The organism is Actinoplanes siamensis (assembly GCF_016862395.1).
Classification (GTDB): Bacteria; Actinomycetota; Actinomycetes; order Mycobacteriales; family Micromonosporaceae; genus Actinoplanes; species Actinoplanes siamensis.
The window spans coordinates 1-21,216 of record NZ_BOMW01000043.1 but is presented as its reverse complement, the minus strand read 5'-3'; the positions used below and the strand labels follow the sequence as shown (position 1 = coordinate 21,216).

Below are 21,216 nucleotides of genomic sequence, written 5' to 3'. Positions count from 1 at the left end.
TCCGTGCCCACCGTCGGGAAGTGCCCGGCAGACGGCTTCGGCGTAGGCGCCGGAACAATCCCGGCAGACCACCTCAACTCCGGGGTGCCGGCGAAGCCACGCCTCCAAGGTGTCGGCGTTGCGGTCGGGCAGCACGTCCACCGGTCGGCGTGTCTGCGCATCGATCAGCACGGTCGCGTAGCGGCTGCGCCGACGCGACGCGAAGTGGTCCACGCCCTACAGCCGCGGAACCGGCGGCGCGGCATACGGCATGCGCAGCAGCGCCCGGACCGTGGAATCCCGCGACAGCGGCACCGCCAGCTTCGACAGCAACCGGGCCGCACCACGCCCGGCCAGCTCTCGGGCCACCGAGCCGACCAGAGCCTGAAGGCGCACGGTCCGCCGCTGATAGCGGTGCAGCACACCCGGGGACCTGCTCCCGAAACGTCCGGCGGCACCCGAACGTCGGGCAGACCGCCCCCGCACCCGGACCACCACCTGCCCCCGCCGGGCATTGACGGGCACGTCCCCCACCGTCCGCTCATGCAGGCCGTGCACCCGCGCCGTCGCCACGCCGCAATCCGGGCACGCCACCGCCACCAACGGCGTCGACGCTCGCACCACGATCCGGTCGCCGGCGTCCTCGACCTGCTCGATCACCAGCGGCGCCAGCCCGCCGAACACCACGTGAACAAGATCATCAGTACCACACCAGGACTACTATCCAACATGGACAGCAACGCGCTGCGTCACCACCGAAAGAGCACCAGAGCCGTTTTTCTTGACACTTCCGCCTCGCCACTTACCGTAAGCACGGCGGCAACGAGAACCCGAACCGGATCCTACGCGAATACTTCCCGAAAGGCCTCCCGACCACATCGGACCCGAACTATTTAGCGATGGTCGCCTCCGAAATCAACGACCGGCCCGTAAGATCCACAATTAGAAGAAGCCCTCCGAGATATTCGCCGAACTCGTAGAGGCAAATGCTTCGATTGCCTGAACCTGTCCCCTTTATGAAGCTGCTGGAATCAAATAACTCAAGCAGTGGTCACAGGTCGTCTCCCCAGTTATGCCAAGAATGCGTGCACCCATTGGCGCAATCAACCTCGCGCCTGCGGGAATCCGCGATCGACAGCAGCGCAAGAAGTATCCTGAACGACTTCTCCATTTCCGCCTCGGGGAGATTCCCAATTTTGGCCAGCTGGTCACGAAGCCGCCCTCGCGAAATCAGGACAGCTGGCGTTGCGGTTGGCTTCACTCCTGATTGCGCAATGCTCTGTGCCGCATCCTCGCTGACCGCCTTCGCCTGAAGGCAGTAGCCAGCCAGCTCTCGAAGCACATCACGCCGCTCATCCACTGGCAAGGCGCCGAGCCAGGCCAGCCCACCTTGGAGGGGGCGACGCCCCTGGCTCAACTGATTCAAGATCGTAGATCGGTCGTTCATCACGGGACCTGCGGCTCAAAAAGATATCGTGCGGAAGGTTGGGATCCAACGTAGTGTACGCTGGAGCATTCGGGTTGTAGTCCTGAAATATGTCGCGCCCCCTTCCGCTACCCTCTCCGTCGCCGGTTCCCCTGCGGAGAGAGTTAGCCGCCCTGCCGCGAGCCCGTGACGGACCGGACAAAATGTAGTCCCAGTCCGAAGCCGGATTGGCCGTGCCGCCCGCACGACTGCCAACCACAGTAATCCTCTGGCCTGTCTTATTCGCTGCATTCTGTATACGCAGAGCATCGCCAGGACTTATCCCCGCCTCAGTGGGTTTTCTAAGGCCAGCCCCACAGCCTATCCCGTATTATGTACGAGCACCGGGTCTTGCCGGCGAGCACATAGTACGTGTGGATGTCGGCGACTGTGAGGTGAGCATGTGTCGTTCGCCGGTGAAGTCGCGCTGACTAAGCATGTGGCAAAGGTTCTGCACGTAACGGTGTCAACTAAGACTCGCCCGGCGAGATGGACATAGCTACAGAAAAACCTCGTCGTGGGTTCGGATCAAGCTTCCACACAGACCGAAACCCCCGACGAGGTCACCACCAGTATGCGCCCCGCCCACGGCTACGCCCGCATGTCCGAGCCGCAACACACGGAACTGATTACCGCCCTGCATGGACCCTGGCGCACCGCCACCCGCTTGGTCATCATCGTGCTCCCCGCCGCAGGCTGGTCCGCGCCGGAGATTGCCGACCTGCTGCACTACGACCCCGCCACCGTCCGCCGCTGATCGCCCGCCACCAGCACGAAGGACTCGCCGGACTACCCGACCGACCCCGCAGCGGACGACCCCGCAAAGGCAGCCACCGCCTCGGCGAACGCATCCACCGGCTGCTCCTGATCCCAGTCGAACGAATCTGGGCCGCCCTCAAACGCAACATCGCGAACACCGCGCCCGCCACCATGGCCGACCGAGTCCGTCAAGCGCACACGTTCTTCCGTGGTTTCCGCGCATCCAGCCGCGTCGTGGGCGTCGGAGTAGACGTGGAGGCGTGGAAATCTCCGGCGTGCTCACGCGCCCACACGATGAACGGCCGGGCAAGGGCGCCGGTGACGTCTTCGACGGTGGGCATTGCGGTGAATGTCGCGGGCGGGGTGTGGTTGACCGCCGCGCGTTCGGGTGCCGCGCCGGAGTATGTCTGGAGGCCAGCGAGAAAGTCGGCGGAGGCCGCTGCGAAGCCGCCCTGAGCCAGATACAGCTCGCGAGCCTGCGCCGGGGTCACCACCTGCAGGTGGATGTTGTCGCCGATGGCGTCGGCGATCATCCGGACCTGGTCGCGGCGGCTGATGAGTTCGGGCCCGTACAGGGTGTAGGCGGCGCCCTGGTGACCGTCCCGGAGCAGAGCGACCGTGGCCGCGTCGGCGACGTCACGCTCGTGAACGGGGTATCCCGTACGATCGGGAAACGGTTCTCGCACGACTCGTTCGGCTCGGATCGACGGCCCCCACAACCATAGGTTGTTGAGCATGAACTCGGCGGGCCGGATGTGGGTCCATTCCATTCCGGAGGCCTCCACCGCGCGTTCCACGGGCAGGTGGAAATTGGTGTCGTGACCGGTACTCACCGCGCCGGAAGACAGCGTGACGACCCGCCGGATCCCGCAGCTCTCCGCCAGGCGCACGAGTTCCGAGGCGGTTTCTGGGACCGGAAACAGATACATGCGGTCCGCACCTTGCAGGGCCGGGAGCAAGCTGGCGGGCTCGGCCAGATCCCCCGGGAACACCTCGACATGCGGGGATGGGAGCAGGTGCGACCTGCGACTGACCACACGTACTGTCACGCCGGCCTCGAGTAGTTGCTCGACGACGAGCCTTCCAATGTTTCCGGTTCCCCCGGTTACCAGGATTCGCATTCCCCCTGCTTAGCCCGTGGGATCGATCGACGCAAACGCGAACACCGTGTTCACATATTGCCATTAGGCAGCGCAAACGCTATCGACCGCCAGCTCGGACCGGCGGGAATTTCATCGATACCATCGTTTATCGGTCCACCGGCAAAGCAGCCCGTCCGCGCTTCGAGGCCACCCGCATCTGCCGCGACGAGCGCACCGGCATCCGACGAGCCGTCACGCTGCGTGTACCCTGCTCCGCGCTGAACGGTGCACCATCATGCCGATGATGGGGCGTAGTAGGCGCAATTGCGTTGCCGGACGTGCGCCGCTTTCCCCGGGTGGCCATGGGAGATTGTGGACGGGCCGCGCATGTCCGCCGACGTAGTGGCGGCGGTGATTCCGACTGTGCGGGTAGGTCTGCTCACGGATCAGCGGCGATAATGTTCCTCGTCGATGCTTGCCAGCCGAGAAGGATGCACTTGTTCACTCAGCCCGTAGAAGCTCTGAAAGCTCATGATCAACGGCCGCCAGCGGTTCGGGTCGATCCGGTTGGCGTGGCCAGCAAGTCGGATCGACTCGTGGACGTGGACGTCCTGGATCTGGACTGTCAACAGGTGGAACTCGGTCGTGTGCACAGCCGTCAGAGTGGCCTCCATCGCCACCGGGCACTGGGCGACTCGGGGCGCGGCTACGGTGCTGGAGGTGATGGGCTCCAGCCCTGCCGCGCCGAATTTGTTGCTGAGGTGGTGGTAGCCGGCGAGGCGTTTCCAGGCGTTGACGGGGTTTGCTCCGGTGGTCAGGGCCAGCCTGTCAACGGCGTCGACTTGATGTTCCGAGGGCAGGTTCAGCACGCATTCCCGGGTACGCAGCAAGTTCCCAGCGGTGTGCGAGGACGTCCCCAGGCCGAGCACGGCGGTGTGGCCCAGCCAGAACGCAGAGGACATCGGCGCCAGATTGGCGCTGCCGTCGGGGTTGAGGGTGGAAATCAACACAACCGGTGTGCCCCAGTAGAGGATCGCTGGGTCGATCTTCACGTGTCCGGGGTGTCTGTTGTCAACGGCGATGCTGATTAGGTCAAGTTCAGTCACGAACCAAATGCTGCTCGATCCCTGGTCCTGCGGCTGGCGGGAAACAGACGTCGACCTGCACCGCCGACATCCGCTCATGCCGCGATCCGCGCGTGACGCTCTGGTGGATACAGGTTCGCCGCAGTCACCCCTGCGTGGAGACGGGGCACGTGTTCAGCGGTGCCATCACCAGCAACAAGATCGTGCTCTGCATCCCGCTCGTCTTTTACAACCCGGCCCCCGCGGCCCTGGTGGTCGCCGACATCAAGCCGCGCCTCACCGGTGGCGCCGGCGATGAGAACTCCCCGGACCGCAAGGCCCTGCCTAAACGCATGTTCTGGATCGCCTCCCACGGGTTCGTCTACCCAGAACAGGGTCTCAAGCCCCGGGCCTGATGGAGAGTCTCCATCAAACTCGGGGCGGGACACACCGTCTCCGGGCGCACCACCAACCGGACTGGGTGCAGCACGTCGCGGGGCAGCCGGTGTAGCAGCGCGGCAAGCAACGCCCCATCCGCCCAGGTGAACCGACTCTTCTGGCAGGGCAGTCGCCGTTCGAGAACCGCGATCTGGTGCCGGAGCGCGAGGATCTCGGCGTTCTTGTCACGGTCGCTCGTCGACAGCAGCCGTAGCAGCGCGATCGTGTTGGTCACGCCGAGGTGGACCGGTTGAAACAGCACGGTTGGCCATCCTCGCGCGGTTATCAGCGTGGCTTCCTGCCGCGCGGGGCGCCGAGAGCTCAAACCTGCAGCGGATCTCATCCCGGCGATTAGAGCCGCCATGGCCAGGACGGACGAGGTTTTCGGCAGGCGCAGCGCCTGGGTCTGGCGACCTTATCTTGGCCGACGGCCGCGCTGGCGGCTGAGGCGTCAGCGGGGATGTCGAACGCGGCGTCGGTGACAAGGTCGGCGTGCATAGGGGTGGCGAACGCACCTCGGCGAGAGGCCGCCCGGCGTGGGCGGGCCTCTCGCATATGCGGTCAGGTATCGCGTCGGAACATCTTGGCGAACTTGATCGCCACGCCGTAGCTGCCCTTGATCGTCAAGGCGCCGCCAGGCATGGCGGCCTTGATGGGATCAAGCCGGCCGATCCTGATCTTGACGTAGTCCTCAGCGGTGGCGCTCATCACCACGTCCGGCTTGTCCGCGGCGCCGGAGTGAACCGCGCACCGTCCCTCGGCGATGCGTACCGTCCAGACGCCGCCCTGCTCGCCGGAGAGCTCGATCTGGACCGTAGCCCTGGTCTTGCCCGCCGCCTCCGGGAGGAATCGCGAGGGCATCTGGTCGAAGACCATCTGCGGTGTCACGGTTGCGTCGGTCATCGTTGCGCTCCCCTCGTGAGCGCGGTCGCCGAGGCACGCAGCGAAAGCGCTGCGGCCTCCTCCGCGTCGGCTAGGTCGGGCAACGGCTCGGCCAGGTCGGCCGCGGTGACGCCCGGCTCCCGGGCCAGCGTCACCAGCGCCGTCCATCGCTCGCCGAGTTCGCGGTACGCCCGCGCCACTGCGGCCAACGCCGGCGCGGCGAGCAGGGACCCGGCTTCGTCGAGGAACGCGGCGTACTGCCGCCGCGATGCGCCCGAGCTGGTGGGGCTGCCCAGCCCTCGGACCACCGATGCCAGCGCCTCGGCCAACGACTCACGGTCCGACCACAGCCTCGACCACCCCTTCCTGTCCTTGGGATCGGTGAGCAGCCGAGCCCACTTGCGGATTCCGGGGACGCCGAAGTTGACGTCGTAGCTGCTGCGGGCAGGCTCCAGCAGGCAGTCCGCCGTCCTGGCCAGTGCGCCCACCACGGCGGGGCGAACATCGGGCTCCTGCGCCGGCCGACCTACCAGATGCAGACCGCCGTACTTTTTGGCGCCGGTCCACCGGGCGTCGAGCAACTCGCTCCAGCCCATGGAGACCCGGCCCCACGGCAGGCCTGTGACAGCGAGATCGGCCTGCCCGCCGGAGACCGTGACTATGCGCGGCTGGTACGGGTCGGCAGTGACCGGCCCGCGGGCGGGCAGCTTCACCAGGTCGAGGGTCAGGGCGACCTCCGGGGCCTTCGCCAGGGCCTCGCGGACCCACCTTTCCGCCTGCCCGCGATCGGCCAGCGGCCGCACGCGCAGCGGCACCCCGATCCTGGCGCAGGCGACCTCGACGAACGACTTCTTCTCGAAGTAGAGGGCGTTGCTGCGCCCGTCCAGGTGGACGGTGGTCCAGTCACCGTGGGTGAAGACGAGGTAGGCGAACCCGACTCCGCCGGCCAGGCCGAACAGTAATGCTTCGCTGAAGGGCTGCCCGGTCAAGGGGTTGACGACGTCGACGGCGGCCATCGCCCTGGCCAGGGCCGCGGCGTCGGGGTCCGCCGGAATCGGGGCCGGTGCGGGCCCGGGCCGTTCCAGCCGGGACCGAGCGGTCGTATACGACTCGCCAGTCTTCGCCATGCGGCTGCGGACGAGCGCCTTGAAATTCTTTTCGCGGGGCACGTTCGATCCTTACGCGACGACCGTCGTGACCAACTCCCCAGCAGCCGGTCGACGGGCGTCGGAAGGGTTCAACGGCCATCAGAACGTATCGGTCCGGGAGTCTTTCCCCCTTTGCCCCTTGATCGGCTCAGCTGGGGTGAGCCAGAAGGGGTTCGGCGATGGACTCCCGCCGGGCAGCAATCTACCGGCATACGACCAAGCGTCGCAAGACGCAACCCCGTGACCCAGCTGACCGAGGAACGTGTCAGTGGAGCCCCGGCCACAGGCGACGTTGAGGAGGCCGACGTCCATAACGCGGGATCGCGGTGATGCGGACGACTGGCCGCAACGGTACGTCCGCGGGCGCGGCCATCCTGCCCGGTCCCGAGATCCCGCCCGACACCGGCGAAGCCCGGGCAACGAACCCCGCGACAAGGTCGAGGTGGTCAAGCGGCCGCAGGACCAGGGGCGGCGCTGTGCATGCCGGGGCGTCTGAGCAGGGCGACACGAGGTCCAGACGCAGTTCCTGATCACCGGCTCACGGTGACGAACGGGGTGGCACGAGGCACGCCGCCGGATCACTGACCGGCGGGCGCCGGACTCACCGGGCTGTCGGATCCGCGGCGGCGCTTGCGGATGCTGGTGACGATCAGGTCGATGGCCAGGAACCCGAGCAGTGGGATGCCGAACAGGGGCAGGAACCAGCCGGCGGCGAAGACCAGCGGCAGGCCGACCGCGATCGTCCAGGCGGGCAGGCCGGTCCAGTTGCCGCCAGTCGCAGGGACGCCGGCCAGGGCGCGGCGGTCGGAGCGGGTGGGGCGGCGCTGCCACCACATGCGGTAGCCCCAGATGATGACGCAGATCAGGCCGAACGCGAGGGCGGCGAGGAGGATCTGGTTGGCCAGGCCGAACAGTTGGCCCATGTGCGCGTAGATGCCCCACTGGGTGAGTTTGGCCAGCACCGGCCAGTCGGCGAAGTCGATCCGCTCGACGATCTTGCCGGTGGAGTCCATGGCGACGCTGTCGCGGCCGACCGGCCAGAGGCTGTCGTTGCCGGTGACGCTCCAGGCGGTGTTCGCGTCGGCGGGGACGGCGATGGTCACCGCGCCGGTGATTCCGGCGTCGCGGGCGGCCTGGTAGACGGTGGTGATCGCGGCGGGGTCGACGGTGGCGGCCTCCGCGGCGCCGCCCATGTTCATGCCGGCGTGGTGGCCGCCGCCGGGGCTCGCCACGGCGGCGGCGGTCAGGTCGGTGGAGACGGCCGGGCGGCTGGAGTCGAGCGAGTGGATGAACTCTTCGAAGTTCGCGCCGGCGTGGTTGGACCAGGTCAGGCCGGTCGCGGAAAGGAACAGCAGGCCAACGGTGAGCCACGTGCCGGTGGCCGCGTGCCAGCCCCGGGTGCGACGCACGCCCTTCTTCGCCGACAGGTCCGGAGCCAGCAGCCGGCGGGCCTTGCGGTTACCGCTCAGCCGCCGCCACCACAGGACGACGCCGCCGAGCGCGATCACCCACAGCCAGCTCGCGGCCAGCTCGGAGTAGAGCGCGCCGGTCTCCCCCAGGTGCAGGTTCGCGTGCAGGTTGTCCAGCCACTCATTGAGGGGCGTGGCCGTCCACCAGGTCGTCAGCTGGCCGGTGACCTTGCCCGTGTACGGGTTCACGTACACCGTGTGCTGGTGGTCGGCGTCCAGTGACGGGTCGGAGAAGTCCACCTGCGTGGTCAACGAGCCTTCCCCCGGCCGTACGGAAAGAAGGTCTCCCGAAGCATGAGTGGCCCGGGCCGCGGCAACCTGATCAGCCAGCGGCAACGCCGCGGATCCGGGGTTGTCGACGGTCAGCTCGGCGCTGTAGACGGCCCGCTCGATCTGCGGGGTGAACGCGAACAGGATGCCGGTGGTCGCCGCGACCAGCAGGAACGGAGCGACCAGAATTCCGGCGTAGAAGTGCAGGCGCAGCAGCAGCCCGCCGAACGGCGATGGGCGCCGCGCGGATCTGACCGCTGTCTCGACCTGTTCGGGGCTGGCGAGCTCGGGGGTGACGGCCATAGGTGTCCTCGTCGTGGTGTCGGCGGCGCTCAAGGGGTGCGCCGGCATCCGGGGTCGCAGCAGAAGTCGTCCGCGAACGCCTGCTGGTTCCCAGCTTTCTTCAGCAGTCCGCATCACCGGCGCGCGATCGGCTCTTCACACAGTGACACCAGGCGAAAGACATCATTTCGACTCACGTCGATGCTCAGCACCTCCGGCCACACGGGAGGCCCACGATTTTCGGTATCGCGTCCATCCGACGGCTGCTCGGTGGCGTTCGCCGCCGCGGCGGTGTTCCACATCGTCCGGTGTGTACGCCCGCATCGCCCCGAGCAGCCGACGGCCACCGCGTTTCCCCATGTGCGTGGCGATGGTCGTGATGGTGTTGCCGTGGAGCGAACGGGTGCCGGCGGCCGGCGGACACGTCTGCACTCCAATCGACGACACAGTCCATTCCGTCCAGCGTGATGGTGGCCGGCCCGGGCCGGTGCTGCCGAACGCGCCAGGCCCTTGATCAAATCCCGCTGGGCGAGGTAGTCGACGGCACGGCTGATCTCCACGGTGGTGAACGGCCTGCCCTAGAAGTTCGCCTCGGAAGTCGTAGCGAAACCGCTGGGGGCAGGCATGTACACGTCCGCCACGTGCTGGTGGTACCTCTAGTGCCGTGACCGAGAACGTTCACGGTGTTGGGTGACTCGCCGCCCGGCACTGAAATCGGCCGCCGTTCTGCCGATAGCACTGTCGTGAAATGTGGGCGGTGCTTGAGGTGGTTTGCCGCGTGGGCGTCGGCGGGCGGCCGGGGCGACCTGACCCCACTGCATCGACGGTTGTGGTGGCTGGTGCTGGCCGCCGGGGTTGCGGTGATCGGCGGCTACTACCTGCTGCCCAGCGGCAGCCTCGTGCAAAGCCTCGTGTACAACACGGTCGCGCTGAGCTCCGGCGCGCTGGTGCTCGCGGGCGTCCGTTTGCACCGGCCGCGCCGGCGTGCGCTGTGGTACTGCTTCGCGGCCGGAGAATTCACGGCGGGCGTCGCCGAGGTCGTTTACAGCGTCTACCTGTACGGATTCCATCAGTCGCCGTTTCCCTCGGCCGCGGACGTGTTCTACGTCGCCCGCTACCCGCTGCTGATCGCGGGGTTCGTGCTGCTGGTGGGTCAGCGGCGTGACCGTGACGTGCGGGGGTTCCTCGACGCGGCCGTCGTGGCGACCGGGTTCGGGCTGGTGTTCTGGGTCTTCGTGCTGCGTCCCACGGTCTTCGTGGCGGGGAACTCGGTCCTCGCGCAGCTGCTCAACACCGCGTATCCGGCGGCCGACACCCTGCTGCTGGCCATCCTGACCAGTCTGCTCACCGGGTCCGGCGTCCGGAACACCAGTACGCGGCTGCTCGCCGGGGCGGCCATGGCGCTGTTGCTCGCCGACATCGGCTTCTCTGTGCTGATCTCCTACTTCAGCTTCAACAACGGCACCCCGTTCGACGCGCTGTGGCTGCTGTCGTACGTCCTGTGGGGCGTCGCCGCCCTGCACCCCTCGATGGCGGCGGACCATACCGCGGTGCCGCGCACCCCCCGGACGGGACTCACCCACTGGCGGCAGCTGTTGCTCACCGCGAGCTCCATGCTGGCGCCCGGCATCCTGTTCGTGCCCGGAATCGCCGAGCACCGCGCGGACTGGATGGTCGTGGCCGGCGGCGCGATGGTGTTGTTCCTGCTCGTCTCGCTGCGCATGTCCGGCTTCGTCAATCAGGTGCACAAACAGGCCGCACAGCTGGAACGGCTGGCCCAGCACGACGAACTGACCGGTCTGGCCAACCGCCGCCAGTTCCAGGCAGCGCTGCACCACGGCCTCGACGGCAGCCGATCCTACGTCGCCCTGCTCGACCTCACCGGCTTCAAAAAGGTCAACGACCAGTTCGGGCACCACGTCGGCGACCTGCTGCTGTCCGAGGTCGCCACCCGGCTGACCGCGGCCGCCGGCGGCGCGGCATCGGTCGTGCGGATGGGCGGCGACGAATTCGCCCTGCTAATGCCCGGCGCGACCCGCGAGGACGCCGTCGGCGTCGCCGAGAACGTCGGAGGGCTGCTCTCGCAGCCGATCCGGGCGGACGGCCGAGACCTGCTGATCGGGGCAAACATCGGCCTGACCGACACGACCGGGCTCACCGAGCCGCACGAGGCGCTTCGCCGCGCCGACGTGGCCATGTACGCGGCCAAGGAAGCCGGCGAACCGTACCGCTGGTACCACCCCGACCTCGACCGGCGGGCCGGCGATGAGGCGCGGCTCGGTGCCGACCTGCGGATCGCCCTGAACGAGGGCCAGTTCCGGCTGGTCTACCAGCCGATCGTCGATCTGCCTGACGGCCGTATCCGGTACGTCGAATCGCTGGTCCGCTGGGAGCACCCGGTGCGGGGGCTCGTCAGCCCGGTCGATTTCATACCGGCGGCCGAGCAGAACGGGCTGATCGTCGAGCTCGGCGAGTGGATCCTGCGGACCACGTGCGACCAGTTCATGCGCTGGCAGCAGGAACACGGTGCGGCCGCGCCCGAGCGGATCAGCGTCAACGTCTCGGCCCGCCAGCTGGCCGAACCCGGCTTCGCCCAGGTGGTCGCCGACGTACTCGCGGCCACCGGGATGCGACCGGACCACCTGATCGTCGAGGTCACTGAGACCGCGGTCTTCGGCGGCGGCGTGGCGTTGCAGACCGTGAACGACATCCACGCGCGCGGCGTCCGGATCGCGCTGGACGACTTCGGCACCGGCCACTCGTCGCTCGGCCTGCTGCAGACCGTGCCGGTCGATGTTCTCAAGGTCGACAAATCGTTCGTGGACAATGTGACCATGGCTGGCCGGCATGCGGTGATCCCGACCGTGCTGATTCAGGCGAGCGACGGGCTCGGCCTGTCCGCGGTCGCCGAAGGGGTGGAGACCGCCGAACAGGCGGCCGAACTGTACCGGCTCGGCTACCGGCTGGCGCAGGGCTACCACTTCGGCAAGCCGGTCGCCGCGCCTGACTTCGCAGCCCGCCGTACCGGCCTGAACCCGGTCAGCCGTCGGCGGACGCGTGTACCGGAACGGTCGATAGTGCCGTGACCAAGAACGTTGAGGTGTTGGGGTCAGGCTGCCTGGGTGGCGGGCTGGCCCCAGCGTCGTTGGCGTTGCGGCCACAGATGCCGGGCTGCGAAGTCAGGTAGGTGCGGCGGCGGTCGCCCTCGGATTTGGCCCGCACGATGAGGTCAGCCTCTTGCAGCACTTTCACGTGCTGGGCCTTCCCGACCAGGTTACAGAGGCGGGAGGTCTTCGATAGAAGGTCATCGGCAGCGACCGTGTCCTCGCTACGATTCTCTACCGGCCGTTCGGACTCGGCCGGCGGGCGCTGCCGGGCGAGGTCCGCCAGCCCTCGCGGGCGCTGCAACTGTGCCGCACCCGATTCGCATGCCGTCGGCACCGCAGATGCGATGCTCTGGCTTCCATGGGTCAGTGGTGGTGGAGGACGTACGTCGTGACGATGACGGTCTCGATGGCGGGATACCTCGTGTCCCCGCTGGGACCGTGGTCCGCGTTGGTCTGGTCGGTGGTGAACGCGCTCGGTCCGGTCGCCGTGATCGTGATCGCCGCGTCCCGGCTGCCGCGCGACGCGCGTGCACCCTGGTATCTTCTCGCTCTGGGCATCTTCGCCAACGGCACCGCCGTGGTGCCCAACACCATCGTGTCTCAGGTGTTGAAGACCGACACCTACCCGACCGTGGCCGACGCCTTCTACCTGCTGTTCTACCCGGCCCTTCTGGCCGGCATCGCGCTGATGATCCGTCGCTGGCCGACCCGGCTGATCCGGCCCGCCATACTCGACGCGGCCACCATCACCTCCGGCATCAGTGTGCTGGCCTGGGTTTACGCCATCGCGCCAGCCATGCAGGACCACGACTACACCGCTTTTGAGCAGCTCGTCCGGCTGGCGTACCCGGTCGGTGACCTGGCGCTCATCTTCCTGGCGCTCATCTTGGTGCGCAGCGGCGACGCCTCCGGTTCCCGCCGCGCCCGCTGGGGCATCACGCCGCCGTGGCTAGCCACCGGCCTACTCTGCTTCCTTGGTGGCGATCTGTTCTGGCTGCTCGTCGGCGACCACACCATCCCCGACTGGGTGACCCGCGGCATCGACCTCTTCTACTTCGCGGCCTTCGTGACGCTCGGGTACGCCGTACGCCATGCGGCTGTCACCGATACGCGGCGCGCGAACGCGCTCCCGCGCCCGCCGGGGATCCCGCTGATGTCGATGCTGCTCCTCGCCCTGCTCATGGCTCCCGCCGTGCTGGTCATGCAGATGTCGCACGGCGCGTTCCGGCACGGCGGGGCCATCGCCATCGGATCCACGATGATGTCGGTGCTCGTGGTGACCCGTCTGACGATCCTGTTGCGGTTCGTGGAACGGCAGACCGAACAGGTACGCGAGCTGGCCCGCCGAGACGAGCTCACCGGCCTGCCCAATCGCCGTGCCTGGACCGACGAACTGCCCCGGGCGCTGGAGCAGGCACGGCAGAGCGGCGAGCCGGTCAGCGTCTGTATGGTCGACCTCGACCGCTTCAAGCTGTTCAACGACACTCGCGGCCATCAGGCCGGCGACCGGCTGCTCAAGGAGGCCGCGGCGGCCTGGCTGAGCCCGCTACGCCAGTCGGACATCCTCGCCCGCTACGGCGGCGAGGAATTCATCGTGCTGCTGCCCGGCACCGACGTCGCCGAGGCCTGCGCAATCATGGAACGGCTCCGCACGGTCACCCCCTTCGAGCAGACGTTCTCCGCCGGCGTCGCGGCCTGGGACCGGGCCGAGACGTCCGAGGAGCTGATCGCCCGCGCCGACATCGCGCTCTACGAGGCCAAGCACACCGGCCGGGACCGCATCGTCCAGGCGCCCCGGAGCATGGGTGCCGAGCATGGCAGCACCCCGGCAGACCAGACCGCAAGCACCCCGAGCCATTGAGCACGCTTGAGCCGGATGCGCGGAAATCGCGCGCCGTCCAGTCCCGCCCTAGATCGCCTCTACCTGCAACCGTAAGCCACCCCATCCTGCGGCAACTGCCCGAACGGGTACCGCCCCCTTACCTGGACGGGTCCACCGTGCGTCCTTGATCTTTCCGGGCGGCGGCCCTTTCCCGGTCTTCCGGTTGCCACGCGGCCTGCCCACCCGTCCGGCCCCGGCGCCGTGCACGAGCCCGCCACACTGTGGACGCCTGACCAGCGACGGTCGAGTCCTTCCGGAGGCGGTGTTCTGGACGAGCCGGGCGACGTGCCCGGCGGGTGTCCGGGCGCGGCCGGGCGCGCCGGAACGGCGTTGCCAGGGCTGCGGGCCTAGGCGCGCCGGTACTGCACACCGAGCGCGTCGAAGGGGGTCAGGTGGTGCGCCAGCCGGCCGGCGAAGTCGGCGTAGTCGCGCCCGGCCGGGCTCCGGAGCGCCTCGGCGACCGGGCAGAGGCTAGCCCTTCACAGCGCCGGCGGACATCCCGGCGACGAGGTTGCGCTGGATGAACAGGAAGAACCCGACGACGGGCAGGGAGAACAGCACCGAGGCGGCCATCTGCCCGCCGAAGTCGGTGCCGGTGTGCGGGTTGGTGAACGACGCCAGCCAGACCGGCAGCGTGTACCGGCTCTGGTCCTGCAGGAACGTGTAGGCGAACAGGTAGTCGTTCCACGCAGCGATGAACGCGAAGATGCCGGTCGCGACCACACCCGGCGCGACCAGCGGAAACAGCACCCTGGTGAGGACGGCCCAGGTGCTCGCGCCATCGAGCTGCGCGGCCTGTTCCACCTCGGCCGGGACGGCGACGAAGAAGCCGCGCATCACCCAGATCGAGAACGGCAGCACGGTGGCGACATAGGCGAGGACCAGGGCGAGGTACGTCCCGAGCAGGTCGATGCTGTTGAACATGACGAACATCGGGATCAGCAGCGCGGTGCCCGGCAGCATCTGCACGGCCAGGATGACGACCATGATGGTGCGTCGGCCGGGGAACCGGAACCGGGACAGCGCGGCCGCGGCGAAGATGCCCAACACGACCGAGGCGACCACGGTCAGGGTCACCACCACGACGCTGTTGCGCAGGTTGGTGAGGAACTGGGGCTGGCCGACCGCGGTGACGAAGTTGTCCAGGGTCGGGTGCGCCGGCAGGAAGTGCGGCGTCGCGGTCATCACCTCGGGCCGTGGCTTGAACGCCGTGTTGACCATCCAGTAGACCGGGAAGAGCCACACCAGGCAGAAGATCGCCGCGAGAGTGCCGGCCACCCGGCGGCCGCGGTGCGTCACAGGTCCTCCCCGGATCGGAGCAGGTTGCGGATGTAGAGGGCGGTCAGCCCGAGCAGCAGCAGGGTGGTGACCACCGAGACGGCCGCGCCCCGGCCGACCTGGAAGCCGACGAACGCGGTCTGGTAGGTGAAGACGCCGAGCGTGGCGGTGGCGTCGCCGGGACCGCCCCGGGAGATCAGCCAGATCTGGTTGAACACGTTGTAGTCCCAGATCACCGACAGGATGACGACCAGCAGCAGGGTGGGCCGCAGGTGGTTGAGCACGACGATGCGGTAGACCGCCAGCTCGCCCGCGCCGTCCAGCCGGGCCGCCTCCTGGTACTCCGGCGGGACCTGGGTCTCCGCGGCGTTCAGGGTCAGCGCGATGAAGGGCACCGCCTGCCAGACGATCAGGAGCCAGATCGAGAGGTACGCCCGGGCCGGGTCCTGCGCCCAGTTCAGATCGGTGGTGTCGCCGAAGATCCCCAGCTGGTCGAGCGCCCAGTTGACGATGCCGTACCCCGGCTGGAACAGCCAGTTCCACACCAGCGACGACGCCACGTTCGGCATCGCCCAGGCGACGATGAGCACCACCGTCACCGTGTACCGCCAGATCCGGCCGAGCCGGGTGAGCAGGTGCGAGACGCCCATCCCGATCAGCACGCTGCCGGCCACCATGGCCGCCGTGAACAGCACCGTGCGCAGCAGCGACGCCCAGAACGCGGGGTCCGCCAGCAGTCGCGAGTACTGGTCGAGGCCGACGTAGGCGTACCGGCCGGTGAACAACGTCCGCTGGTTGTAGTCGGTGAACGAGGTGAACAGCAGGAAGCCGATCGGCGCCAGCGTCACGACTGCCAGCACCAGGCCCGCCGGGCTCAGCAGCCACAGCGGCGCCGGGTCCCGCCGCCGCCGGCGGCGGGACCTGTGCGTGGGCGGGGGCGGCGTGGGCGGGCTGGCGCCGGCCGCGTCCGGGAGCACGGTGGTGGCGGGCATGACCGTCACTTGCCGCCGGCGAGGGTGGCGTCCAGGTGGGAGTCGAACTCCCGGCCGGCGTCGGCGGGCGACCTGGCGCCCGAGGCGACCGCCGAGAAGGCCTGGTTGATGCTCTTGTCGCCTTCCAGGGTGGGCCACTGCGCGGCGGCCGGGGTGGCCTTGGAGGTCAGCGCGGCGGTGAAGAACCCCTTCTGCTGCTCGGTGAGGCCGGGCTGGGCGGCCTCGATGCCCTCGATGCTGTTCGGGATCCAGCCGTCGTTGCCGAACACGAACGTGTCCTGCACCGCGGGGCTCGCGGCGATCTTGACCCACTGCAGCGCCAGTTCGGGCGTGTCGCTCTTGGTGGCGATGCCCCAGTCGGAGCCGCCGAGCATCACCGGTTGTGCCTTGCCCGACGTTCCGGGCAGCGGGAACGTACCCAGATCCTCGGCTTTGATCCGGGGGTTGGCCTTCTGGATGAGGCCGATGGAGCCGGCGGTGGACAGGATGGCCGCGGTCTTGCCGTCGGCGAAGAGCTGGTTCTGGTCCGGGGAGAGGGTGTCCAGGGTCCGCGACGCCGCTGTGGAGTAGGCGTTCTGGAAGGTCTTGAAGTCGCTCAGGCCCTTCTGGCCGGCGGCGCTGGACAGGCCGCCCTTCCAGGCGCCGCCGTCGCTGGTGGCGATGTCGCCGCCGGCGTCCCAGACGAACTGCATGCCGGCGTACCAGTACTGTCCGGGCAGGTAGAACGGCGCGAAGTCGGCGGCCGGGTGGGCCGCCCGGAGCCTGTCCAGCGCGGCGGTCAGCTCGGCGTATGTGGTGGGTGCCGCGGTGACGCCGGCCGCCGCCCAGGTCTTCTTGTGGTAGATGACCGCGCGGGCGCCGGCGAACCCGGGCACCGCGTACAGCGCCCGATCCACGGTGGCCGGCTCCTCGAGGCCGGCCAGCCAGTTGCGCCCCTGCCGGAGATCGGCCCGGTACGGCGTTAGGTCGAGCAGGCCGCCGTTCGCCGCGAAGCCGGGCACCTGGGTGTTGCCCAGGTCCAGCACGTCCGGCGTGCCGCTGGTGGAGAGCGCGGTACTGATCTTGGTGGTGATGCTCTCCCACTGCTGGACCTGCACGTCCACCCGGGCGCCGGTGGCCTGGGTGAACTGGTCGTTGACGGCCTTGATGGTGGCGTCGGTGTAGTCCCCGTCCATCACCCAGACGGTGAGCGTCCGGCCCTCGCCACGGGTGTTCGGCACGGCCCTGGGCGAGTCGTCGTCACCGGCCGGCGACGAGCCCCCGCCGCCGCAGGCGGTGACGGCCAGCAGGGTGGCGGCGCAGAGTGCGGCTGCGGCGGCATAGCGGCGTTGGCGCATACGAGCTCCTCAGGGAAGGGATCACGGGTTCCTGTTGCGGCCCCGGTGACGCGTCGGGTTCTTCTCGGGCAGGCGGTGGGCGTCCACGGCGCGGACGGTGAGCTCGAGCGCCTCGGCGGTCCGCTCGTAGGTGCGCTGGGCGACCGCGACGTAGATCATGTCGAGGACCAGCAGCTGGGAGTGCAGGGCGGAGAGCGCCGCCAGGCGGAACGTGGTCTCCTGCACCGCGGTGGTGAAGACGACGTCGGCCACCTCGGCCAGCGGGGACCGGCTGTAGCTGGTGAGGGCGACGGTGAGCGCGCCATGGTCGGCCGCCTCGGCGAGCGTCTCGATCACCTCGCGGGTCCGCCCGGAGTGCGAGAGCCCGATCGCCACGTCGCCGGGCAGCAGCAGGGCGGCGTTGGTCAGGGCGGTGTGCGAGTCGACCCGGTGCCAGACCGGCACCCGGATCCGCTCCAGGCGGAACGCCATCTCCCGGGCCGACGTGCCGCTGCTGCCCAGACCGAAGATCTCCACGCGCCGGGCGCCGGCGATCGCGTCCGCGACCCGGTCCACCGAGGACATGTCGAGGCCGGCAGCGGTGTCCTGGATGGCCCGGGTGTCCGCCGCGGTGACCACGCCGAGCACGTCGGTGAGCGGGTCGCCGGGGGCGATGTCGCCGCTGATGTCGGTCTCCCACCGGGCCTGCTCGGCACGGCCGGTCTCGGTGGCGATCGCGACCCGCAGGTTCGCATAACCCTTGAAGCCGAGCGTGCGGCTGAACCGGGTCACCGTCGCCGTCGAGGTCCCGGACCGCTCGGCCAGGTCGACGATGCTCGCGTTCGCCGCGGTCTCCGGATCCGCCAGAATCGTCTCGGCGATCCTCGCCAGGGCCTCCGGCATCCGCGGCCCCTCGATCCGCAGCCTGCCGAGCAGCCCGCCGCTCTCACCCGTCACCGTGGTCATCCTTTTCATTAAGAACTGTTGTCGATGAAAATTACGACCGTCACGCTCTCTAGTCAACAAGACATTCCTGTGTTTCGATCTCGTCCATGGAACTGGTGGTGGGCGCCGACGCGGGCGGCACGGCGACGACCGCGGTGCTCGCGACGACCGACGGGACGGTGCTCGGCCGCGGCCGCTCCGGCCCGGGCAACCCACTGACCGCCGGCCCCGGCCCCGCGGCGGCCGCCGTCGCTGCCGCGGTACGCCAGGCGCTGGGCGCGCACTCCCCCGCGCTGGTGCGGGCCGCGACACTGGGCGTCGCCGGGCCGGCCCGGACCGCGCGGTTCGCGCCGGCGCTGGCGACCCTGGGCGTCACCGGGCCGATCCACGTCGTCGGCGACGTGGTCACGGCGTTCGCGGCGGGCAGTCCGGCGGAATCCGGCGCGGTGCTGATCGCCGGGACCGGGGCGATCGCCGCGGCCGTTCAGGCCGGCGCCGTCGTCCGCACGGCGGACGGGCTGGGATGGCTGCTCGGCGACGAGGGGTCCGGGCGGTGGCTGGGCCTGCAAGCGGTACGGGTGGCTGTCCGGAACTGGTCTTCGCCCCTGGCCGCCCGGGTCGCCGCCCGCACGGGCGTGACCGGCGCGGACGACCTGGTCTACTGGGCACAGACGCTGCCCTGGCAGCAGATCGGGGCGCTGGCCCCGCTCGTCTGCGCGGCGGCCCGCGACGGCGACCAGCACGCCTCGGCGATCGTGGCCGAAGCCGTCACCCATCTGGTCCGGACACTCGACGCCCTGGGGGCCGACGGTCCGGTCGTGCTCGGGGGCGGCCTGCTGGCGTGCGACACCCCGGTCCGCGACGGGGTGCTCGCCACGCTGCGATCCCGCGGCCGGCACACCCGGACCGGCCACGACCCGGCGGCCGGCGCGGCGTGGCTGGCCGCGCGGCCGCTGAGCCCGGCAGCTCCCACGGCGCTGCACGAGACGCTGCTCGGTCACACCGACAGCCCGGCGTGACTGTCTGATTCCGCCGCTTTCTCGGCGGCCGCTTCGCCAGGGCGCAACCGTTCTGCTACCGGAAACTCCGCAGATCCGGTGCCCCGCTGCGGATATTTCTGGTCGACGGACCGGCGAGGCGGAGGATGCGACGAGCAATGGGTGATCGGCTGATGCGGACGAACATCGTCGTCGCGGTGGTGATGGTGGCCGGCTTCCTCGCCGTGCCCGACGGCAGCACACTGCAGATGGCGTGGCAGGTGGCCTGCGGCTGGTTCGCGGCCGCCATGATCGTGGTCGGGGTCCGGCGCCGCGGCGTCACCCCGGCGGCGCCGTGGTGGCTGTTCGCGCTCGGGGTGGCCGGCAACGCCAGTGGCATCCTGGTGGAGTGGGTGCTGACCCACACCCAGACCGACCCGGGTTTCCCGTCCTGGGCCGACGCGGCGTACCTCTCGCTCTATCCCGCCGCGGCCGGCGGCCTGCTGCTGATGATTCGGCGGCGGACCATCCAGCGGGACTGGTCGAGCATTGTCGACGCCACCACGCTGACCACCGGCATGGGGCTGCTCGCCTGGGTCTTCATGATCAAGCCGGCGGCCGCCGACCCGTCGATCGGGCTGGCCGGGCACATCGTGAGCGTGGCCTACCCGCTCGGCGACGTGGTGCTGCTCGCCATGACGGTCCGGCTGCTGCTCAGCGGGAGCGGGCACAACATGTCGTTCCGCCTGCTGTCCGCCGCGCTGATCTGCTTCCTCGCCGGTGACGGCACGTGGGCGCTGATCAACCAGATGGTCTGGGAGCCCGGCCCGGGCGCGCACAAGGTCCTGGCCGACGTCTTCCTCTCCGGCTACCTGCTGTTCGGCGTCGCGGCGGCACACCCCGACGCGCGTTCGCTGGCCCGTGCCGTGGCGCCCCGCCCGATCCGGATCAGCCGGCCGCTGCTGCTGGCCCTGACCGCCGCCTCGCTGATCGGGCCCGGCCTGCTGATCGTGCAGGCGCTCACCCACCGGGTGACCGACGTGCTGTCCATCGCGGTCGGCTGCGGCGCCCTGTTCCTACTGGTCGTCACCCGGATGTCGCAGCTGCTCACCCAGCTCGACGTGCAGACCGAGAAGGCGCGCGAGCTCGCCGTCACCGACGAGCTGACCGGCCTGCCGAACCGGCGGGCCTGGAACACCGAGCTGCCCCGGGCGCTGGAGCGGGTCCGGCGCGGCAACCGGGCGCTGACCGTCGCGGTGATCGACGTCGACCACTTCAAGCGGTTCAACGACGCGTACGGGCACCCGGCCGGGGACCGCCTGCTCAAGGAGGCGGCCGCCGCCTGGCAGGAGCAGGTGCGCACGGTGGACCACCTGGCCCGCTACGGCGGCGAGGAGTTCGTCCTGCTGCTGCCGGAGGCGACCGCCGAGCAGGCCCGCGAGATCGTGGACCGGATGCGGCTGGCGACGCCGCTGGGGCAGACCTTCTCGGCGGGCATCGCCGAGTGGGACGGCGCCGAGACCTCGGACGAGCTGACCGCCCGCGCCGACGGGGCCCTCTACGAGGCCAAGAAGGCGGGCCGCAACCGGATCGCCGTCTCCACCCCGGCCGAGCTGCTCACCCGCAAACCCTGAACCGCCACCCGGGACACCCGCCCGCCGCGACCAGCCGGCCGGGGCCCAGCGGCGCCTTGGCCGTGGTGCCGCGGAGATCGGGAAGACCCGATCTCCGCGGGTCCGGTGGACTACTCTAGGCCGGCTGGGACGGTGTCGGGGACCGAGGGGCCGCGGTCGGCGGCACGGAAGAGCAGTCCCGACTCGTCCACGTCGACCACCACGATCTGGCCGGGGCGCAGCTCGTTGAACAGGATCTGCTCGGAGA

Annotated in this window: 16 protein-coding genes and 3 pseudogenes; 7 read left to right on the top strand and 12 right to left on the bottom strand. The window is 69.3% G+C overall.

Annotation, left to right across the window (positions count from 1 at the left end; all coding sequences use genetic code 11):
• Positions 1-12 precede the first annotated feature (12 nt).
• A pseudogene (locus Asi03nite_RS22115) lies at positions 13-666 on the bottom strand (transposase); the annotation flags it as partial.
• 122 nt (positions 667-788) lie between these two features.
• Between Asi03nite_RS22115 and Asi03nite_RS39100 the strand changes: the two are divergent.
• Positions 789-982, top strand: a pseudogene (locus Asi03nite_RS39100) (IS30 family transposase); the annotation flags it as partial.
• A 48-nt stretch (positions 983-1,030) separates the two neighbouring features.
• On the opposite strand, the gene Asi03nite_RS22110 reads toward Asi03nite_RS39100, so the two are convergent.
• Positions 1,031-1,426, bottom strand: coding sequence for a DUF5958 family protein (locus Asi03nite_RS22110; RefSeq protein WP_203682335.1), 396 nt, complete (start codon positions 1,424-1,426; stop codon positions 1,031-1,033).
• Positions 1,427-2,018: 592 nt separating this feature from the next.
• Between Asi03nite_RS22110 and Asi03nite_RS38795 the strand changes: the two are divergent.
• A pseudogene (locus tag Asi03nite_RS38795) lies at positions 2,019-2,395 on the top strand (helix-turn-helix domain-containing protein); the annotation flags it as partial.
• Here the strand turns inward: Asi03nite_RS38795 and Asi03nite_RS22100 are convergent.
• Together Asi03nite_RS22100 and Asi03nite_RS22095 are read right to left on the bottom strand one after the other, a co-directional pair.
• Positions 2,392-3,324: an SDR family oxidoreductase gene (locus Asi03nite_RS22100; RefSeq protein WP_203682334.1), complete on the bottom strand. Its 933-nt coding sequence runs from the start codon at positions 3,322-3,324 to the stop codon at positions 2,392-2,394. The pseudogene Asi03nite_RS38795 and the gene Asi03nite_RS22100 sit on opposite strands and share 4 nt — an antisense overlap.
• A gap of 407 nt (positions 3,325-3,731) precedes the next feature.
• On the bottom strand, positions 3,732-4,391 hold the full coding sequence (locus Asi03nite_RS22095; RefSeq protein WP_239102849.1) for a flavin reductase family protein: 660 nt from the start codon (positions 4,389-4,391) through the stop codon (positions 3,732-3,734).
• Between the two features lie 149 nt (positions 4,392-4,540).
• Between Asi03nite_RS22095 and Asi03nite_RS22090 the strand changes: the two genes are divergently transcribed.
• On the top strand, positions 4,541-4,765 hold the full coding sequence (locus tag Asi03nite_RS22090; RefSeq protein WP_203682332.1) for a hypothetical protein: 225 nt from the start codon (positions 4,541-4,543) through the stop codon (positions 4,763-4,765).
• Positions 4,766-5,348: 583 nt separating this feature from the next.
• Here the strand turns inward: Asi03nite_RS22090 and Asi03nite_RS22085 are convergent.
• From Asi03nite_RS22085 to Asi03nite_RS22070, 4 genes are all read right to left on the bottom strand, one after another.
• A complete protein-coding gene (locus Asi03nite_RS22085; protein ID WP_203682331.1) occupies positions 5,349-5,690 on the bottom strand; it encodes an SCP2 sterol-binding domain-containing protein in 342 nt (113 codons plus the stop codon).
• Positions 5,687-6,838 carry a DUF4872 domain-containing protein gene (locus Asi03nite_RS22080; RefSeq protein WP_203682330.1) on the bottom strand — a complete coding sequence of 384 codons (1,152 nt, stop codon included), beginning with the start codon at positions 6,836-6,838 and terminating at the stop codon, positions 5,687-5,689. Before Asi03nite_RS22080 ends, Asi03nite_RS22085 begins: the two co-directional genes overlap by 4 nt.
• Positions 6,839-7,395: 557 nt before the next feature.
• Complete coding sequence (locus Asi03nite_RS22075; RefSeq protein WP_203682329.1) at positions 7,396-8,859, bottom strand: PepSY-associated TM helix domain-containing protein; 1,464 nt, start codon at positions 8,857-8,859, stop codon at positions 7,396-7,398.
• Positions 8,860-8,972: 113 nt separating this feature from the next.
• Positions 8,973-9,140, bottom strand: coding sequence for a hypothetical protein (locus Asi03nite_RS22070; protein WP_203682328.1), 168 nt, complete (start codon positions 9,138-9,140; stop codon positions 8,973-8,975).
• A gap of 459 nt (positions 9,141-9,599) precedes the next feature.
• Here Asi03nite_RS22070 and Asi03nite_RS22065 point away from each other — a divergent pair, with 459 nt between their 5' ends.
• Positions 9,600-11,924, top strand: coding sequence for a putative bifunctional diguanylate cyclase/phosphodiesterase (locus Asi03nite_RS22065; RefSeq protein ID WP_239102848.1), 2,325 nt, complete (start codon positions 9,600-9,602; stop codon positions 11,922-11,924).
• A 415-nt stretch (positions 11,925-12,339) separates the two neighbouring features.
• On the top strand, positions 12,340-13,806 hold the full coding sequence (locus Asi03nite_RS22060; protein ID WP_239102859.1) for a GGDEF domain-containing protein: 1,467 nt from the start codon (positions 12,340-12,342) through the stop codon (positions 13,804-13,806).
• A 492-nt stretch (positions 13,807-14,298) separates the two neighbouring features.
• Here the strand turns inward: Asi03nite_RS22060 and Asi03nite_RS22055 are convergent, their stop codons facing one another.
• The 4 genes from Asi03nite_RS22055 to Asi03nite_RS22040 are packed head-to-tail and all read right to left on the bottom strand — an operon-like array spanning position 14,299 to position 18,379.
• Positions 14,299-15,126, bottom strand: a complete 828-nt coding sequence (locus tag Asi03nite_RS22055; protein WP_203682327.1) for a carbohydrate ABC transporter permease — start codon at positions 15,124-15,126, stop codon at positions 14,299-14,301.
• Entirely contained in the window at positions 15,123-16,097 is a 975-nt protein-coding gene (locus Asi03nite_RS22050; protein ID WP_239102847.1) for a carbohydrate ABC transporter permease, read from the bottom strand. Before Asi03nite_RS22050 ends, Asi03nite_RS22055 begins: the two co-directional genes overlap by 4 nt.
• Positions 16,098-16,102: 5 nt before the next feature.
• Positions 16,103-17,434 (bottom strand): extracellular solute-binding protein, encoded by a 1,332-nt coding sequence (locus tag Asi03nite_RS22045; protein WP_203682325.1) that lies wholly within the window; start codon positions 17,432-17,434, stop codon positions 16,103-16,105.
• Positions 17,435-17,455: 21 nt separating this feature from the next.
• Entirely contained in the window at positions 17,456-18,379 is a 924-nt protein-coding gene (locus Asi03nite_RS22040) for a MurR/RpiR family transcriptional regulator (RefSeq protein ID WP_239102846.1), read from the bottom strand.
• 86 nt (positions 18,380-18,465) lie between these two features.
• On the opposite strand from Asi03nite_RS22040, the gene Asi03nite_RS22035 reads away from it, so the two are divergent.
• Together Asi03nite_RS22035 and Asi03nite_RS22030 are read left to right on the top strand one after the other, a co-directional pair.
• Positions 18,466-19,377 carry an N-acetylglucosamine kinase gene (locus tag Asi03nite_RS22035; RefSeq protein WP_203682324.1) on the top strand — a complete coding sequence of 304 codons (912 nt, stop codon included), beginning with the start codon at positions 18,466-18,468 and terminating at the stop codon, positions 19,375-19,377.
• A gap of 137 nt (positions 19,378-19,514) precedes the next feature.
• Complete coding sequence (locus tag Asi03nite_RS22030) at positions 19,515-20,969, top strand: GGDEF domain-containing protein (protein WP_239102845.1); 1,455 nt, start codon at positions 19,515-19,517, stop codon at positions 20,967-20,969.
• Positions 20,970-21,216: the final 247 nt, after the last annotated feature.

Excerpts from the sequence above, each read along its gene's own strand:
- Asi03nite_RS22040 (WP_239102846.1), bottom strand. The coding sequence starts at position 18,379 with ATGACCACGGTGACGGGTGAGAGCGGCGGGCTGCTCGGCAGGCTGCGG.
- Asi03nite_RS22030 (WP_239102845.1), top strand. The coding sequence starts at position 19,515 with ATGGGTGATCGGCTGATGCGGACGAACATCGTCGTCGCGGTGGTGATG.
- Asi03nite_RS22100 (WP_203682334.1), bottom strand. The coding sequence starts at position 3,324 with ATGCGAATCCTGGTAACCGGGGGAACCGGAAACATTGGAAGGCTCGTC.
- Asi03nite_RS22110 (WP_203682335.1), bottom strand. The coding sequence starts at position 1,426 with ATGAACGACCGATCTACGATCTTGAATCAGTTGAGCCAGGGGCGTCGC.
- Asi03nite_RS22075 (WP_203682329.1), bottom strand. The coding sequence starts at position 8,859 with ATGGCCGTCACCCCCGAGCTCGCCAGCCCCGAACAGGTCGAGACAGCG.
- Asi03nite_RS22045 (WP_203682325.1), bottom strand. The coding sequence starts at position 17,434 with ATGCGCCAACGCCGCTATGCCGCCGCAGCCGCACTCTGCGCCGCCACC.
- Asi03nite_RS22035 (WP_203682324.1), top strand. The coding sequence starts at position 18,466 with ATGGAACTGGTGGTGGGCGCCGACGCGGGCGGCACGGCGACGACCGCG.
- Asi03nite_RS22050 (WP_239102847.1), bottom strand. The coding sequence starts at position 16,097 with ATGCCCGCCACCACCGTGCTCCCGGACGCGGCCGGCGCCAGCCCGCCC.
- Asi03nite_RS22085 (WP_203682331.1), bottom strand. The coding sequence starts at position 5,690 with ATGACCGACGCAACCGTGACACCGCAGATGGTCTTCGACCAGATGCCC.
- Asi03nite_RS22070 (WP_203682328.1), bottom strand. The coding sequence starts at position 9,140 with ATGTGGAACACCGCCGCGGCGGCGAACGCCACCGAGCAGCCGTCGGAT.
- Asi03nite_RS22060 (WP_239102859.1), top strand. The coding sequence starts at position 12,340 with ATGACGGTCTCGATGGCGGGATACCTCGTGTCCCCGCTGGGACCGTGG.